Consider the following 15,752-nt stretch of genomic DNA (forward strand, 5'->3'; position numbering starts at 1 on the left):
GCGGCCCTGCTGAACCTGCGCCTCGGCCGCGACCGGGTCTACTACGACGAGCCGGCCGACCTGGCGGCCCGCGACTCCTACTACGCCGGCGTGTCCCCCGGAGCGGACGGCGACGCGCTGCGCGAGGAACTGACCCGGCTGCTGGAGGCCACCCACGAGCGGCGTCCCTCCTACCGCCCTTCCCGCCTGCTCTACCCGTGGGTCGACCTCCATCCCGACCGGCTGCTGCGCGGCATCTACTCCGGCAGGACCTTCACCCCCGAGGAACTCATCCGGGCCGACACCGCCGTGGAGGCGGCGCGCCTGAGCCGGCTCCAGGGCTTCCTCACCCGTGAGACCACGGCCGGCCCCGCCGAGCTGACGGCGGAGCTGGAGGCCCTGGATGCCTCCCTGCCGTTCAACTGCGAGCACGTCGTCCCGCAGTCGTGGTTCGACGAGAAGGAACCGATGCGCGGGGACCTCCACCACCTGTTCGCCTGCGAACCCGGCTGCAACAGCTTCCGCGGCAACTTCCGCTACCACGACTTCGCCGACTTCCGTGAGGCCGTCCGTCACGACTGCGGCAGGCGCGAGGACGAGGGCTTCGAGCCCGCGCACGGCAAGGGCACCGCTGCCCGGGCGACGCTCTACTTCCTCCTGCGCTACCCCGGCCTCGTCGGTGACGCCGAGGGGGAGTTCACCCCGGAGCGGATACCCACCCTGCTCGCGTGGCACCGCGCGGAACCGCCCGCCGTGTACGAGCGCCACCGCAACGGCGCGATCGCCGAGGTCCAGGGCAACCGCAACCCGCTCGTCGACCACCCCGACTGGGCGGACCGCGTCCGCTTCGCCCGGGAGCGGCCCTGACCCGTGCGGGAACTGGTCCGTACGGCAGAGGCGTAGGGCGCGGTGACGGAACCGGGCGGCGGACCTCGGTGATAGTCGGCACATGTCGAACATCTGGGGAAGGCGGGAAGTCCGGGAGATCTTCAGGCGGGAGAAGGGGCTCTGGGAACTCAGGGAAGGCCTTTCCTCGCGCATCGGCGAACTCGACGCGCTGTTGCACGCCGAGCGGGACAGGGGCGGCGCCCAGCCCGACCCGGAACGCGAGGCGCTGGTGGCCCGGGCCTTCGAGGAGCTGGAGGGGGCGCGGGAGACGCTGCGCCACTCCCATCGGCGCAGGCAGCCGGCGGCCCACCTGGCGGTGGCGCAGGCCCACTACGACACCGCCCACTCCCTGATGCTGCGCCTGGTGCCGCTGGAGCGGATCGGGGCCATGCTCCCCGGGCTGCTGGCGTTCGTGCGCGAGCACCTCACGGTGAGCGACGAACGCAGGGTCCAGACCGAACAGATCGCGCTCTCCGTGCTGGCGGGGGGCGTCCTCGACGAGGCCCAGCGGCAGATCCTCGTCGACGCGACGAGCGTCGCGCGGCAGGCGCATCTGAAGGAGAACCTGCGCGTGCGGAGCTTCACCCAGATCGTCTACGGGATCTCCGGCGTTCTCGCCGTGGTGGTGGTCCTGGTCGCGGTGGTCGGGGCGCTGGCGCCGAGGATGGTTCCCTTGTGCTTCGAGCCGCAGGGCGTGGGGGTGGTGTGCGCGACGGGGAGCGCTCCGGCGGAGAGCAGGCTGCCCGGGCAGGACGTCGACGACGTGTTCGCCGAGGTGGCGTCCCGCTGGGACTACGCCGTCGTGCTGTTCGTGGGCATGGTGGCGGCGGCCATCGCCGCGGCGGCGTCGTTGCGGCGGATCAGGGGCAGCTCCACGCCGTACAACGTGCCGGTGGCGCTGGCGATGCTGAAGCTGCCGACGGGGGCGCTGACGGCCGTACTGGGGCTCCTCCTGATGCGCGGCGAGTTCGTTCCCGGGCTTCAGTCCCTGGATTCGTCCGCCCAGATCATCGCCTGGGCGGTGATCTTCGGTTATGCGCAACAGCTGTTCACGCGATTCGTCGACACCCAGGCACAGACCGTGCTGAATTCCGTCGGAGGTCCGAGTGCGACACCGGCGAAACAGCCCAAGGAACCGCAGGTCCCGCCGAGCTGAAAAGGTTGACCGGGCAATCACGTCACCTTCTCCGCCGCCCGCCGGAGGAATTCCGGGAATGCGGGCGGAGAACTACTCTGGGAGTATGACGACACAGCATCTGACGCGACACGACACGTATTACACGGTGCGTCCCGGAGACACTCTCACGGACATCGCGAAGCACTATCACACGACCGTGAAGCAGCTCCAGGTCTGGAACGGCATCCCCAACCCGAACATCATCAAGGTCGGACAGCGGCTCGTCGTCGCGAAGGACCACTCCCCCGAGAACTACGTCCCGTTCCCCGGCAAGGAATGGTTCGCGAGCGTGCCCAACAGCCCCGTCATCGTGATGATGGGCTACCGGCTGGTCGACGAGGGGTGCAACTGCTACCCGGACGACGTGGAGGGCATCGGCCCCCGCTGGGACGAACACCACCGGGACTCCTACGCCATGTGGCAGCGCAAGCTGGGCTTCACCGGCGCGGACGCGAACGGTGTGCCGGGACGCACGTCCTGGGACAAGCTCCGCGTTCCCGTCCCCGTGGAAGGGGGCTGAGGAAAAGAGCGACAGGAGGACGCCCGGCCGATATCGCGACCGGGTGTCCGTATTTCGCCGACGCGGGGTGTCCGCATTTCGTTGACGCGAGGAAATTTGAAGACGCAAAGGAATACCTCCCGGGATTTCCGTACCACGCCGGCCCGGACCGTGGAATTGCGGGCCTCCCCGGTGAGGAGGAGGCTGGAGGGGAGGGGGTTTCCAGCCTTTACGCCGGTATCGAGGGGCGAGTGGGATGACACGCCAGTACTACCAGCGCGGCCGGCTCCTGGAGGCCGAGGAGATCGACGGGGTCGTCGCGGTGAAGGTGAACGCGGACGCCCCCGGTGGGCCCGCCGGGATCGGCGCGGAACTCGGTACGGTCGCGACGGAGGAGATCCGCGAGGCCGGCGTGGAGGAGGACGTCGCCGACGCCTTCGCCCGCGCCAACTGGGTGCTGGTGCGGCCCGCGCCCCACGCCCACGAGGCGTTCGCCACCGGTGAGCCCCTGCCCGGCGCGGAGACCACCGGGACGGTGGTGCGGCGGCCCAACGGCAGGATCGGCATCGCCACCGCCGAACTGACGGTCCGCCTGGACCCCGCTCTCTCCGAGGAGGAGGCGGAACGCGAACTGGCGGCCGCCCGTCTGACCACGCTGCACAAGCTCTCCTTCGCCAAGAACCTCTACCAGGTGCGCGCCCCGTCCGGTCTGGACTCCCTCGGCGCCTCGGTCGCGCTGCACGAGAACGACCGGTTCCTCTTCGCCGAGCCGGCCTTCGTGGAGCATGTCCCCACCCGACTGCGGCCCACCGGCGCCCGCTACGCCGAGCAGTGGCAGTGGCACAACACCGGCGCCAACGGCGGCGTGCCCGACGCCGACGTCCACATCGAGCCCGCGTGGGACCACACCCTGGGGGGCGGGATCCGGGTCGCCGTGATCGACAACGGGTTCGACGCCGCCCACCCGGACCTCGCCGACGGTGTCGACCCCTTGTCGGGCTTCTACACCGAAGACGCCGACGGCACCGTCTTCGCCCAGGACACGGCGGGCATGCCGGACAGCGACCACGGGACCTTCTGCGCCGGCATGGTGGGCGGACGTCTCAGCAACCCCGCCGGCGGGACCGGCGCCGCCCCCGAGTGCGACCTCATGCTGGTCGCCTGCCTGCCCGACCAGGTCGGCACCCAGACGACCCTCGCCCGCGCGATCGCCTACACGGCCGATCCGTCGACGGAGACCGGCTCGGAGCGGGCCGGCGACGGCGCGGACATCCTCGTGTGCAGCCTGGGCCCCAACGGAGCGGACTGGGACATCACCACGACCATGGAGCTCGCCCTCGAGTTCGCCGCGGCCGAGGGCCGCCGGGGCAAGGGGCTGCCCGTCTTCTGGGCCGCCAGCAACGGCCGCAACGTCGACATCGGCAAGGACGAGATCGTCTCGCACCCCGACGTCATCGCCGTGGTGCGCTCCACCAACCAGGACCGCGAGGACCACGCCGCGCGCGGCCCGGAGGTCGAGCTGATCGCCCCCGGCGTCAACGTTCTCAGCACCACCTCCGGCGGGGGCTACGGCACCAGCACCGGGACCAGCTTCGCCGCCCCCTGCGCGGCGGGCTGCGCGGCCCTCGCACTCGCCGCGAAGCCCGGCCTCACCCGCGACCAGCTCCGCGGCATCCTGCACACCACCGCCGACAAGATCGGCCCGCCCACCGTCCGTTACGACGCCCACGGCCACAACGACGACTACGGCTTCGGCCGCATCAACACCGTCAACGCCCTCCGCACCGCGCAGGCGACCCCCTCATGACGGCCGCCGGGGAGCCGCCCGTGCCCGACGTCGTCCGGTGCCGCGTGGTGGCCGAGGACGCCGAGGCGCTCCGGCGGTTCGTCCGCGAGACCCACCCCGACCTCGGGTGCCACCCCGTCGCGCGTCCCGGGCGCGACGGGGTGGCCATCGAGGTCTACTTCCGGCAGGACCGGCTGGACGCCGCCAGGGCGGCCCGGTCCGCCGACCGGGTGACCGTCACCGCCGTCGAGAACGTCACCGAGAACTGGCGGGCACGTGTCGAGGAGGTCGGCACGGGTGACCGCTTCGCCACCCGCGACGCCGTCCCGCACGGGCTCGGCCGCAAGGAATGACCGTGTACCTCAACGTCACGGAGATCGACTCCGCCGTCGGGCGCCTGCACGACGCCCATCCCGAGGTGACGGAGCTGCTCACCGCGCCCCGGCCCACCCACGAGGGCCGCCCGCTGCGACTGCTGCGGGTCGGAGCGCCGCACGACGGCGCGCATCCCGGCATCCTGCTGCTGGGCGGGGTGCACGCCCGCGAGTGGGTGCCGCCGGACGCGCTGGTCTTCCTCGCCGCCGACCTGCTCGAGGCCTGGCGCAGAGGCACCGGGCTGGGCTACGGCTCGGCGGTCTTCACCGCCGCCCAGGTGAGGAGCGTGGTGGAGGACGTGGACCTGTTCGTCTTCCCCTGCGTCAATCCCGACGGCCGGGCCCACAGCCAGACCGCCTCCGCCATGTGGCGCAAGAACCGCCGCCCGGCTCCGCCGGGAGCGACGGACCCGTCGTGCGTGGGCGTCGACCTGAACCGCAACTTCGACTTCCTGTGGGACCACACGGCGAAGTTCGCGCCCGACGCGGACGTCCACACCTCCGACCGGCCGTGCGACCCGCAGGTCTACCGCGGGCCGGCGGCCGCCTCCGAGCCGGAGACCCGGTCGGTGGTCGAGGTGCTCGACGGCCGTCCGGGCATCCGGTGGCTGGTGGACGTGCACAGCGCCGTCCCCGTCATCCTCCACCACTGGGGCAGCGACCGGAACCAGACCACGGACCCGGACCAGAACTTCCGCAACCCCGGCCTCGACGCCGTCCGCGGACGCCCCGACGACGGCATGGGTGAGTACATCGCCCCGGACGACCTGCGCACCGCCGTGGACCTCGCCGGCCGTATGAGCGAGGCCGTGCGCGCGGTCCGCGGCGGCGAGTACGGCGTCGAGCCGTCCTACGGCCTGTACCCGACCTCGGGCACCAGTGACGACTACGCCTACAGCCGCCACCTCTCCCGTCCGGGCGCCTCCAAGGTGCTCGGCTGGACCGTCGAGTGCGGCACGACCTTCCAGCCGGCCGTCGAGGAGGCCGGGCAGGTCGTCCGCGAGGTGTGTGCCGCACTGCTCACCCTGGCCCTCGAAGTGCCACGCACGCCCTGAGGCGCATAGGGCTGGGGTCAGCAGGTCAACCCCGGGGTGTACGGGGCGTCCGGCGAGGTCGGCCGCCGCGCAGAAGGTGCCGCCCGCGCCGGCCAGGACCGCCACCGGCAGCTCTGGATCGGCCTCGAACCGCTCGAAGGCGGCGACGAGTTCCGCTGCCGTCGCCCGGTCGACGGTGTTCCGGCGTTCGGGCCGGTCGAGCCGGATGACGGCGACGGAGCCTTCGATGTCGAACCGTACGTCGGGCACGGTCACCTCCCGGCGCGCGGGTCGGGCGGCCGGAGCTCCTCCGGCGCCGCGCCACCGGGTCCTTCCCCGACCGGGCGGCCGTCAGACATGGAGTTCGGGCGGCAGGCCCGTCCAGCGCAGCGACTCGGGCAGGTGGCGGGTGTCGTTGTAGGTGAGGAGGGCCGGGGGCCGGTCCGGCGTGTAGCGGATGACGGTGAGGCCCGCGTTGGCGTGGTTCAGACCGATCCAGCGGCTGGGCGGGGCGTCCAGGGCGGCGCGGACCAGCCAGCCGATGAGGAAGTTGTGGGTGACCACCAGGTCGTGGCGGACGGTGTCCTGGTGTGCCGGGCCGGTGAAGCGGACCAGTGCCTCGCGGGCGAGTTCCGGGCCCCGCTCGCGCTCCGGGGCGGGGAAGGAGGCCAGCACGTCGAGGGTCCTGTCCGCCGAGGCGGGGTGGAGCTCCTCACGGGTGGGGAGGTGGGGAACGTAGTCCCCCGCCGGATCGCACGGATGGGCGTTCGTGTCACCGAGCCGGGCGCTGACCAGGGCCGCGGTCTCGGCGGTGCGGGGCAGCGGGCCGTGATGGACCGCGGTGAAGGGGACGCCGCGCAGACGTTCGCCGAGGAGGGTGGCCTGGCGGCGACCGCGCCCGGTGAGCGAGGTCTCCTCCGCGTCGGCCTCGCCGTGGCGCGTGAGGTAGAGGTAGCGGTCGGAGAGGGTGGACAAGCGGTGGCTCCTGCGGTTCTCGGGAGGCGGGTTCGCCTCGGACTTCCGTGCCGTCCGACGGTCTTGGCAGCAAGGGTGACCGACGCGCCTGCCGTCACCGTGGTTCCGGCAGGCGCCGGACCCGTTTCCTCGCTCTGAGCCGTCTCGTTGGACATGCGTTGAACAAGCCCGGGCGGATGAGGCTTTGTGGGCGGTCGGCGGGAACGAGGGCTCGTGTTCGCCGTCGGGGGCCGGGCCGGTGCAGGGGCCGACGAATGGTTCCTTCCTCTCCGCCCCCTACGAAGGGATACGCCCCGGTGCGAGTGACCGACATCCAGCGATGCGACGTGCGTCCCGGACTGCTCGTCGAGTGGACGCTCAGTCCGGAGACCGTCGAGGCGGCCGCGGGCCTGCCGGAGGACTCCCGGCCGCCGGCGTACGTGCAGGAGTCGCACATCAGGACGGCCCGGTCGGTGCGGGAGGACGGCCTGTTCGTGCCCACCTGGGTCGGCGCGGCCTTCGACGTCCCCGGGAGCGTCGACCTCGATGCGCTCCAACAGGCGCTGCACCGCTGGACGTTGCGGCACGAGACGCTGCGCAGCGGGTTCCGCTGGGACCGGGGGACGATGCGGCGGTTCACGCTGGACGCCGGTGCGGTGCGGCTGCGCCGTGAGGTGGTGGGCGAGTTCACCGAGGCGCGGGAGCTGGTCGACCACCTCCAGGACCGGTTCGACGTCGCGGCGGACGCGTTGGACTGGCCGAACTTCATCTACGCGGCGGTGGTCCGCGAGGACCGCACCAGTGTGTACATGGCCTTCGACCACAGCAACGTGGACGCGTACTCGCTGCACCGGATCCCGGCCGAGGTCTGGGAGTTCTACGCGGCCGCGGTCGACGGGCGGACGGTGGCGCAGCCGCCCGCGGGCAGCTACGTCGACTTCTGCGAGGCGGAGCGGGCGGACGCGGACCGGGTGGACGACGGCCACGGGATCGTGGCGCGCTGGCGGGAGTTCGTGGCCCGGTGCGACGGACGGTTGCCCAACTTCCCGGTCGACCTCGGGCTGGACGCGGAGGGCAAGCTGCCGACGCAGAAGCTGATGCAGGACATGCTGTCGGACGCCGGGGAGGCGGCGGGCTTCGAGGCGTTCTGCCGTCCGTTCGGCGGCAGCCTGGTGGGCGTGCTGGCGGCCACCGCGGTGATCGTGCGGGAGATCTCGGGCACGCCGGTGTACCGGACGGTGGTGCCGTTCCACACCCGGGCGAAATCGCAGTGGCAGGACTCGGTGGGCTGGTACGTGGGCGGGGTGCCGATCGAGGTCGACCTGTCGGACGGGGCCGGCTTCGAGGAGGCGCTGCGGCGGGTGCGCGCGGCGCTGCGGGAGAACCGGAGGCTGGCGCGGATGCCGATCGCCCGGGTGCTGCACCTGCTGGGCTCGGAGTTCCGTCCGCGCTCGCCCGACCTGTACTCGATCGTGTCGTTCGTCGACGGCCGACCGGTGCCCGGCTCCGGGCGGTGGGACGAGCTGCACGCCTACGGGCTCCTGCGGGTCTCCTACGGGGACCAGGTGTGCGTGTGGGTCAGCCGGGTGCACGAGGGGCTGCAGTTCGCCGCGCGGTACCCGGACACCGGGCCCGCGCTGCGGAGCATGGAGACCTATCTGCGGCGGCTTCGGGAGATCGTCGCGGAGGTCGCCGGGTCCGCGGGCGCGGTGCCCGGGACGGGGGCCCCGGTGTGAGCGGGGGCGTCGCCCGGTTAGGGTGAGGGCCCACTGCTCGTGGTGCAGGAACCCGGTGCGAGTCCGGGGCGGTTCCGCCACTGTGTCGTTCCCCCGTCGGGGGACGCAGCCAGACACTGACCACGGGTTGTCCGACCGTCGTACGGGGCGAGAACCCCGAGGGAGGAACACGGCCTTGACCGTGCCTGTTGCGCTGCTGTCCACGTCCGACACCGATCTGCTCTCCGCGCGGGCCAGTGGCGCCGCCTATGCGTGGGCGAATCCGTCCCGGGCCTCCGACGAGGAACTCTCCGCCGCCGTGGAGGGCGCCGCCCTGGTGGTGGTGAGGCTGCTCGGTTCTCCGCAGGACCTGTGGCCGGGACTCGACGCCGTCCGCGAGCGGGGGACGCCGCTGGTCGTGCTGGGCGGGGAGCTCCAGCCGAGCGCCGAGCTGATGGAGCACTCGACGGTGCCCGTCGGGGTGGCCGCCGACGCGCACCGGTACCTCGCGGAGGGCGGCCCGGCGAACCTGCGGCGGCTGCACGCCTTCCTCTCCGACACCGTGCTGCTCACCGGCGAGGGCTTCGAGCCTCCGGAGGCGGTGCCGCTGTGGGGGTTCGCCGGGCGGGAGGTACCGGCGGACGAGGGCCTGCCCCGGGTGGGGATCCTCTACTACCGGGCGCACGAGGCGGGCGGCAACGCGGCGTTCGCGCACGCGCTGGCCGACGCGGTGGACGCCACCGGCCGGGGCGTGGGCGTCCCGGTGTTCGCGGGGTCGCTGCGGTCGGCGCCGGACGAGCTGTACGAGGCGCTGGGCGCCTTCGACGCGCTGGTGGTGACCGTCCTGGCGGCCGGCGGGAGCGTGCCGGCCTCCGCGGGCGCCGGCGGCGACGACGAGGCGTGGGACGTCGAGCGGATGGCCGCCCTGGACGTGCCGGTCCTCCAGGGACTGTGCCTGACGAGTTCGCGGGCCGAGTGGGAGGAGTCGGAGGACGGCGTCACGCCGCTGGACTCCGCGAGCCAGATCGCCATCCCGGAGTTCGACGGGCGGATCATCACGGTGCCGTTCTCCTTCAAGGAGATCGACCGCGACGGTCTGCCGCGCTACGTGGCCGACGCCGAGCGGTGCGCCCGGCTGGCGGGCATTGCGGTCAACCACGCCCGGCTGCGGCACGTTCCCCCCGCGCGGAAGCGGATCGCGGTGGTGCTGTCGGCGTACCCGACCAAGCACGCCCGCATCGGCAACGCGGTCGGGCTGGACACCCCGCGCTCGGCGGTGCGGCTGCTGCGGCGGCTGCGCGAGGAGGGTTACGACCTGGGGGCGCCCGGCGACCTGCCCGGGCTGGATCTGCCCGACGACCAGGAGGCGGGCGACGCGCTGATCCACGCGGTGATCGCGGCGGGCGGGCAGGACGAGGAGTGGCTGACCTCCGGCCAGCTCACCGACGCCCATGTGCGGATCACCGCCGAGGAGTACGCGGCGTGGACGGCGGACGTGCCGGCCGGGCTGCGGGACGCGATGACCGAGGCGTGGGGTCCGGCCCCGGGCCGGCTCTTCGTGAACGACGCCGGGGAGATCGTGCTGGCCGCGCTGCGCGCGGGCAACGTGGTGGTGCTGGTGCAGCCGCCGCGGGGCTTCGGGGAGAACCCGGTGGCGATCTATCACGACCCGTCGCTGCCGCCGAGCCACCACTACCTGGCCGCCTACCGCTGGCTGGAGAACGGCTTCGGCGCGGACGCCGTCGTCCACCTGGGCAAGCACGGCTCGCTGGAGTGGCTGCCGGGCAAGAACGCCGCGCTGTCCGCGGCCTGCGCCACCGACGCGGCGCTGGGCGCGATGCCGCTGGTGTACCCGTTCCTGGTGAACGACCCCGGCGAGGGCGCCCAGGCCAAGCGCCGGGCGCACGCCACGGTGGTCGACCACCTGATCCCGCCGATGGCGCGCGCGGAGTCCTACGGCGACATCGCCCGCCTGGAGCAGTTGCTGGACGAGCACGCCAACATCGCCTCGATGGACCCGGCGAAGCTGCCCGCGGTGCGGGGGGAGATCTGGTCGCTGCTGCGGGCGGCGGAGCTGCACCGCGACCTCGGTCTCGAACAGCGGCCGGAGGACGAGGAGTTCGACGACTTCCTGCTCCATGTCGACGGCTGGCTCTGCGAGATCAAGGACGCGCAGATCCGTGACGGTCTGCATGTGCTGGGCGAGGCGCCGGTGGGCGAGGCGCGGGTGAACCTGGTGCTGGCGATCCTGCGGGCGGCCCAGGTGTGGGGCGGTGTCGGGGGTGCCGTGCCGGGCCTGCGGAAGGCGCTGGGGCTGAAGGACGACGAGCGGCTGGACATGGTCGACGGCGTCGAGGCGCGGGCCCGGGAGCTGGTGGAGCGGATGGAGGCGGCCGACTGGGATCCCGCCGCGGCCGCCGCGCTGCACGACGACGCCGAGGTGCGCCGGGTGCTGGAGTTCGCCGCCGGGCAGGTGGTGCCGCGGCTCGCCCGGACGACGGAGGAGCTGGACCACGTGGTCCACGCGCTGGCGGGCGGCTTCGTGCCGGCCGGCCCCTCGGGGTCTCCGCTGCGCGGTCTGGTGAACGTGCTGCCGACCGGCCGGAACTTCTACACGGTGGACCCGCGGGCGGTGCCCTCGCGGCTGGCCTGGCAGACCGGTCAGGCCATGGCCCGTTCCCTGGTGGAGCGGCATCTGGCGGAGACCGGGAGCTACCCGGAGTCGGTCGGTCTGTCGGTGTGGGGGACGTCGGCGATGCGTACCTCCGGCGACGACGTCGCCGAGGTGCTGGCGCTGCTGGGCGTGCGGCCCGAGTGGGACGAGGCGTCCCGGCGGGTGTCGCGTCTGGAGGTGGTGCCCCTGGAGGAGCTGGGGCGCCCCCGGATCGACGTGACGGTGCGGATCTCGGGCTTCTTCCGCGACGCCTTCCCGCACGTGGTGGCGATGCTGGACGACGCGGTGCGGATGGTCGCCGCGCTCGACGAGCCCGAGGAGAGCAACCACGTGCGGGCGCACGCCCGGGCGGACCTGGCGGTGCACGGCGACGAACGCCGGGCGACCACGCGGATCTTCGGGTCGAAGCCCGGTTCCTACGGGGCGGGCATCCTCCAGCTGGTGGAGTCGGGCAGCTGGCGTGACGACCGCGACCTCGCCGAGGTGTACACGGCGTGGGGCGGCTTCGCCTACGGCCGCGGACTGGACGGTGTCCCGGCGGCGGAGGACATGCGCGCCAACTACCGCCGGATCAAGGTGGCGGCGAAGAACATCGACAGCGCCGAGCACGACATCGCGGACTCCGACGACTACTTCCAGTACCACGGCGGCATGATCGCCACGGTGCGCGCGCTGACCGGCGTGGACCCGAAGGCGTACGTGGGCGACTCGACGACGCCGGACGCGGTCCGCACCCGGACGCTGGCGGAGGAGACGGCCCGGGTGTTCCGCGCCCGGGTGGTCAACCCCCGCTGGATCGCCGCGATGCGCCGCCACGGGTACAAGGGCGCCTTCGAGCTGGCGGCGACCGTCGACTACCTCTTCGGCTTCGACGCCACGGCCGGTGTGGTGCACGACTGGATGTACGAGAAGCTGGCCGCCGAGTACGTCCTGGACGAGGAGACCCAGGAGTTCCTGCGGCGCTCCAACCCGTGGGCGCTGCACGGCATCGTGGAGCGGCTGCACGAGGCGGCGGAGCGGGGCCTGTGGGCCGAGCCGGACCCGGAGACCCTGCGGGCCATGGCCGAGGTGTACCTGGAGGTCGAGGGCGACCTGGAGGACCGGTCCCAGTGAACGGCGCGGTGAACGGCGCGGTGAAGGGCGCGGTGAAGGGCGCGGTGAGGGTGCGCGTGCTCGGCATCGGCATGGGGCCGCGCCACCTGACGGCCGAGGTCGTGGAGGCGCTGCGGGGCTGCGACTACGCGGTCGCGGCCCGCAAGGCCGAGGACGACGGGCTGCTGGAGGCGCGGCGCGCGGTGTGCGAGGCGCACGGCGTGGAGCTGGTGGAGGTGCCGGACCCGGAGCGTGACCGGCGCGACCCGAAGGACTATCCGGGCGCGGTGGCGGCCTGGCACGAGGCGCGGGTCGCGGCCTACGAACGGGTGCTGGCCGCCCGTGGCGGCACCGCGGCGTTCCTGGTGTGGGGCGATCCGTCGCTGTACGACTCCACGGTGCGGATCGTGGAGCGGGTCGCGGCACGGGGCGTGGTGCCGGTGGAGTACGACGTGCTGCCGGGGGTGAGCGCGCCGCAGCTGCTGGCGGCGCGCCACCGGATGGTGCTGCACGAGGTGGGGCGGCCGGTGCACGTGACCACGGCCCGCCGGCTGGCCGCCGCGGTGGCGGAGGGCCAGGAGAACATCGTGGTGATGCTGGGCTCCGAGCCGCGGTTCGACGGGCTGGAGGACTGGTCCGTGTGGTGGGGCGCCAACCTCGGCACGGACGCCGAGGAGCTGCTGGCCGGGAGGGTCGGTGAGGTGCTGCCCGGCATCGTGCGGGCCAGGGCCCGGGCGCGGCGGGCGGCCGGCTGGGTGATGGACGTCTGTCTGCTGAGGAAGGACGCGGCGCGATGAGCGGGCTGCTGGTGGCCGGGACCACGTCGGACGCCGGGAAGAGCGTGGTGACGACGGCGCTGTGCCGGGCGTTCGCCCGGCGCGGCGTGCGGGTGGCGCCGTACAAGGCGCAGAACATGTCGAACAACTCGATGGTCTGCCGCGGCCGCGACGGCGTGACGGCGGAGATCGGGCGTGCCCAGTGGGTGCAGGCGGTGGCGGCGCGTGCGGTGCCGGAGCCGGAGATGAATCCGGTGCTGCTGAAGCCGGGCACCGACCGGCGCAGCCATGTGGTGCTGATGGGGCAGCCGGCCGGTGAGGTGTCGTCGGCGAACTGGGAGGCGGGCCGCAGGCATCTGGCCGAGGCGGCGCACGCCGCCTTCGACGACCTGGCCGCCCGGTACGACGTGGTGGTCGCCGAGGGGGCGGGCAGCCCCGCCGAGATCAATCTGCGGGCGGGCGACTACGTCAACATGGGGCTGGCCCGGCACGCCGGGCTGCCGGTGGTGGTGGTCGGCGACATCGACCGGGGCGGGGTGTTCGCCTCGATGTACGGCACGGTGGGACTGCTGGAGCCGGCCGACCAGGCGCTGGTGGCCGGGTTCGTGGTCAACAAGTTCCGCGGTGACGTGGGGCTGTTGCGGCCCGGGCTGGAGGACCTGGAGCGGCTCACGGGACGCCGGGTGTTCGGTGTGCTGCCGTGGGACCCGGGCCTGTGGCTCGACTCGGAGGACGCCCTGGACCTGGAGGGGCGGCGGGCGCGCGGGGACGCGGTGCGGCGGGTGGCGGTGATCCGGCTGCCGCGCGTCAGCAACTTCACGGACGTGGACGCGCTCGGACTGGAGCCGGACCTGGACGTGGTGTTCGCGTCGGGGCCCCGGGACCTGTCGGACGCGGACCTGGTGGTGCTGCCGGGGACCCGGTCGACCCTGGCCGACCTGGCGTGGCTGAGGGCGCGGGGGCTGGACCGGGCCGTGGTGGAGCACGCCCGGCGGGGCCGGCCGGTGCTGGGCATCTGCGGGGGGTTCCAGATGCTGGGGCGGGTCGTCGCCGATCCGGAGGGGGTCGAGGCTGAGCCGGGTGCGTCGGCGGAAGGCCTGGGACTGCTCGACGTGCGGACGGACTTCGCGGCGCGGAAGACGCTGCGGTTGCCGGAGGGGACGGCGCTGGGGGCGCCGGCGTCCGGTTACGAGATCCATCACGGGCGGATCACCGTGGGCGACGGGGCCGAGGAGTTCCTGGGCGGGGCGCGGGCGGGCCAGGTGTACGGCACGATGTGGCACGGAAGCCTGGAGGGTGACGCGTTCCGGGAGGCGTTCCTCGCGAAGACGCTGGGGTGCGCGCCGTCGGGGGTCCGGTTCTCCGCCGCGCGGGAGGGGCGGATCGAAGGGCTGGCCGATCTGGCGGAGAAGTACCTCGACGTCGACGCGCTGGCCGCATTGGCGCGGGACGGGGCGCCGGGCGGGCTGCCGCTGCTGCCGCCCGGAGGTGTGCGGTGAGGCTGCTCCTGCTGGGCGGGACCGCCGAGGCCCGGGAACTGGCCGCGCTGCTGGTGGACGCCGGGGTGGAGGTGACGACCTCGCTGGCGGGACGGGTGGCCCGGCCCCGGCTGCCGGTGGGTCAGGTGCGGATCGGCGGTTTCGGTGGCGTGCCCGGGCTGCGGGCGGCGCTGGCCGACTACGACGTGGTGGTCGACGCGACGCATCCGTTCGCCCGCGGCATGAGCGCCAACGCCGTCGCCGCCTGCGGGAGTTCGGGCATGCCGCTGCTGCGGCTGGAGCGGCCGGGCTGGGATCCGGATCCGGCGTGGACCTACGCCTCTTCGCACGAGGAGGCCGCCGGGCACGCCGCCGGGCTGGGCAGGCGGCCGTTCGTGACGGTGGGGCGGCAGGAACTGGCCCGTTTCGTGCCCGCGTTGGGGGCACGTGCCGTGCTGGCGCGGGTGGTCGACGTGCCGGACCTCCCGGTGCCGCCCGCCTGGCGGCTGTTGACCAGCCGGGGGCCCTATCTGCTGGACGGGGAGCTGGAGGTGTTCCGGGCGCACGGCGCAGACGTGCTGGTGACCAAGGACTCCGGTGGGACGTACACCTGGCCGAAGATGGAGGCGGCGCGGCTGCTCGGCGTTCCGGTGGTGGTGGTCCGGCGGCCCGGGGCGACGGACGGCGTGCCGGTGGTGCACGACGTGACCGAGGCGTTCGCCTGGGTGCGGAGGGCGGCGGGCTGAGGGCGGCGGGCTGACGGGCCCCTGCCGTCACGGGGTCCGCGGCTTCACGGGGTCCACGCCGTCACGAGGTCCGCGGCTTCACCGGGCCTCGCCTTCATGGCGTCGGCGCCTTCACGGCGTCGGCGTCTTCACGGCGTCGGCGTCTTCACGGCGTCGGCGTCTTCACGGCGTCGGCGCGGGCGGCACGGCGTAGCCGGGGACGGAGGGCCATCGCACGGTCAGCACCACCGACTCCTCCTCGGCGACCCAGGAGTGGTCGACGCCCTCGCCCCAGACGACGTAGTCGCCCTGCCGCTCCAGCACGACGCTGCGGCCGGGGAACTCCACCCGGAAGCGTCCGCTGACCAGGACCTGCAGCGCGGTGCGCTTCTCGCCGCGCACCCACTGGGCCCGGGTGTCGCCCCGCGGGTGGACGCCCCACTTGATCTCCACGGCCTCGCTGTGCCGCGGGTCGCCCGCGTCCTTGAAGTGCCCGAGCAGCCAGCCCCGGTCCAGGGCCGCGTCCTGCCCGGCGTTGCCCACGTACACGTCGTCCATGGCTGCGGACACTAACAGCCCCGCTCCCCCGGCCTGCCGCGCA

The 15,752-nt window shown here is 73.4% G+C and carries 13 protein-coding genes, 1 pseudogene and 1 riboswitch; of the genes and pseudogenes, 11 read left to right on the forward strand and 3 right to left on the reverse strand.

Annotation, left to right across the window (positions count from 1 at the left end; all coding sequences use genetic code 11):
* From HW445_RS05065 to HW445_RS05090, 6 genes are all read left to right on the forward strand, one after another.
* A partial coding sequence (locus HW445_RS05065; protein ID WP_180219829.1) for an endonuclease I family protein occupies window positions 1-846 on the forward strand: 846 nt, incomplete at its 5' end.
* An 82-nt stretch (window positions 847-928) separates the two neighbouring features.
* On the forward strand, window positions 929-2,023 hold the full coding sequence (locus tag HW445_RS05070; RefSeq protein ID WP_218956581.1) for a hypothetical protein: 1,095 nt from the start codon (window positions 929-931) through the stop codon (window positions 2,021-2,023).
* 85 nt (window positions 2,024-2,108) lie between these two features.
* On the forward strand, window positions 2,109-2,564 hold the full coding sequence (locus tag HW445_RS32720; RefSeq protein WP_218956582.1) for a peptidoglycan-binding protein: 456 nt from the start codon (window positions 2,109-2,111) through the stop codon (window positions 2,562-2,564).
* 235 nt (window positions 2,565-2,799) lie between these two features.
* Window positions 2,800-4,350 (forward strand): S8 family serine peptidase, encoded by a 1,551-nt coding sequence (locus tag HW445_RS05080; RefSeq protein ID WP_180219830.1) that lies wholly within the window; start codon window positions 2,800-2,802, stop codon window positions 4,348-4,350.
* A gap of 20 nt (window positions 4,351-4,370) precedes the next feature.
* On the forward strand, window positions 4,371-4,682 hold the full coding sequence (locus HW445_RS05085) for a hypothetical protein (protein WP_180219831.1): 312 nt from the start codon (window positions 4,371-4,373) through the stop codon (window positions 4,680-4,682).
* Window positions 4,683-4,684: 2 nt separating this feature from the next.
* Window positions 4,685-5,758, forward strand: a complete 1,074-nt coding sequence (locus HW445_RS05090; protein WP_180219832.1) for a M14 family metallopeptidase — start codon at window positions 4,685-4,687, stop codon at window positions 5,756-5,758.
* A gap of 63 nt (window positions 5,759-5,821) precedes the next feature.
* Here HW445_RS05090 and HW445_RS05095 read toward each other — a convergent pair.
* A pseudogene (locus HW445_RS05095) lies at window positions 5,822-6,013 on the reverse strand (enoyl-CoA hydratase-related protein); the annotation flags it as partial.
* 75 nt (window positions 6,014-6,088) lie between these two features.
* Window positions 6,089-6,712: a histidine phosphatase family protein gene (locus HW445_RS05100; protein ID WP_180219833.1), complete on the reverse strand. Its 624-nt coding sequence runs from the start codon at window positions 6,710-6,712 to the stop codon at window positions 6,089-6,091.
* Window positions 6,713-7,008: 296 nt separating this feature from the next.
* On the opposite strand from HW445_RS05100, the gene HW445_RS05105 reads away from it, so the two are divergent.
* From HW445_RS05105 to HW445_RS05125, 5 genes are all read left to right on the forward strand, one after another.
* Window positions 7,009-8,427 carry a condensation domain-containing protein gene (locus tag HW445_RS05105; protein ID WP_180219834.1) on the forward strand — a complete coding sequence of 473 codons (1,419 nt, stop codon included), beginning with the start codon at window positions 7,009-7,011 and terminating at the stop codon, window positions 8,425-8,427.
* A gap of 23 nt (window positions 8,428-8,450) precedes the next feature.
* Window positions 8,451-8,567, forward strand: a riboswitch (cobalamin riboswitch).
* Window positions 8,568-8,608: 41 nt separating this feature from the next.
* Complete coding sequence (cobN, locus tag HW445_RS05110; protein WP_308798354.1) at window positions 8,609-12,193, forward strand: cobaltochelatase subunit CobN; 3,585 nt, start codon at window positions 8,609-8,611, stop codon at window positions 12,191-12,193.
* Window positions 12,190-12,969, forward strand: a complete 780-nt coding sequence (gene cobF, locus HW445_RS05115) for a precorrin-6A synthase (deacetylating) (protein WP_218956584.1) — start codon at window positions 12,190-12,192, stop codon at window positions 12,967-12,969. Before cobN ends, cobF begins: the two co-directional genes overlap by 4 nt.
* A complete protein-coding gene (locus HW445_RS05120; RefSeq protein ID WP_180219836.1) occupies window positions 12,966-14,447 on the forward strand; it encodes a cobyric acid synthase in 1,482 nt (493 codons plus the stop codon). The genes cobF and HW445_RS05120 overlap by 4 nt, the downstream gene beginning before the upstream one ends.
* Window positions 14,444-15,172 (forward strand): cobalt-precorrin-6A reductase, encoded by a 729-nt coding sequence (locus tag HW445_RS05125; RefSeq protein WP_180219837.1) that lies wholly within the window; start codon window positions 14,444-14,446, stop codon window positions 15,170-15,172. Before HW445_RS05120 ends, HW445_RS05125 begins: the two co-directional genes overlap by 4 nt.
* Before the next feature lie 162 nt (window positions 15,173-15,334).
* On the opposite strand, the gene HW445_RS05130 is transcribed toward HW445_RS05125, so the two are convergent.
* Window positions 15,335-15,709 carry a signal peptidase I gene (locus HW445_RS05130; protein WP_180219838.1) on the reverse strand — a complete coding sequence of 125 codons (375 nt, stop codon included), beginning with the start codon at window positions 15,707-15,709 and terminating at the stop codon, window positions 15,335-15,337.
* Window positions 15,710-15,752: the final 43 nt, after the last annotated feature.

Origin of the sequence: Streptomyces sp. UH6, assembly GCF_013421635.1 — a bacterium.
In the GTDB taxonomy this organism is placed as follows: domain Bacteria; phylum Actinomycetota; class Actinomycetes; order Streptomycetales; family Streptomycetaceae; genus Streptomyces; species Streptomyces abyssomicinicus.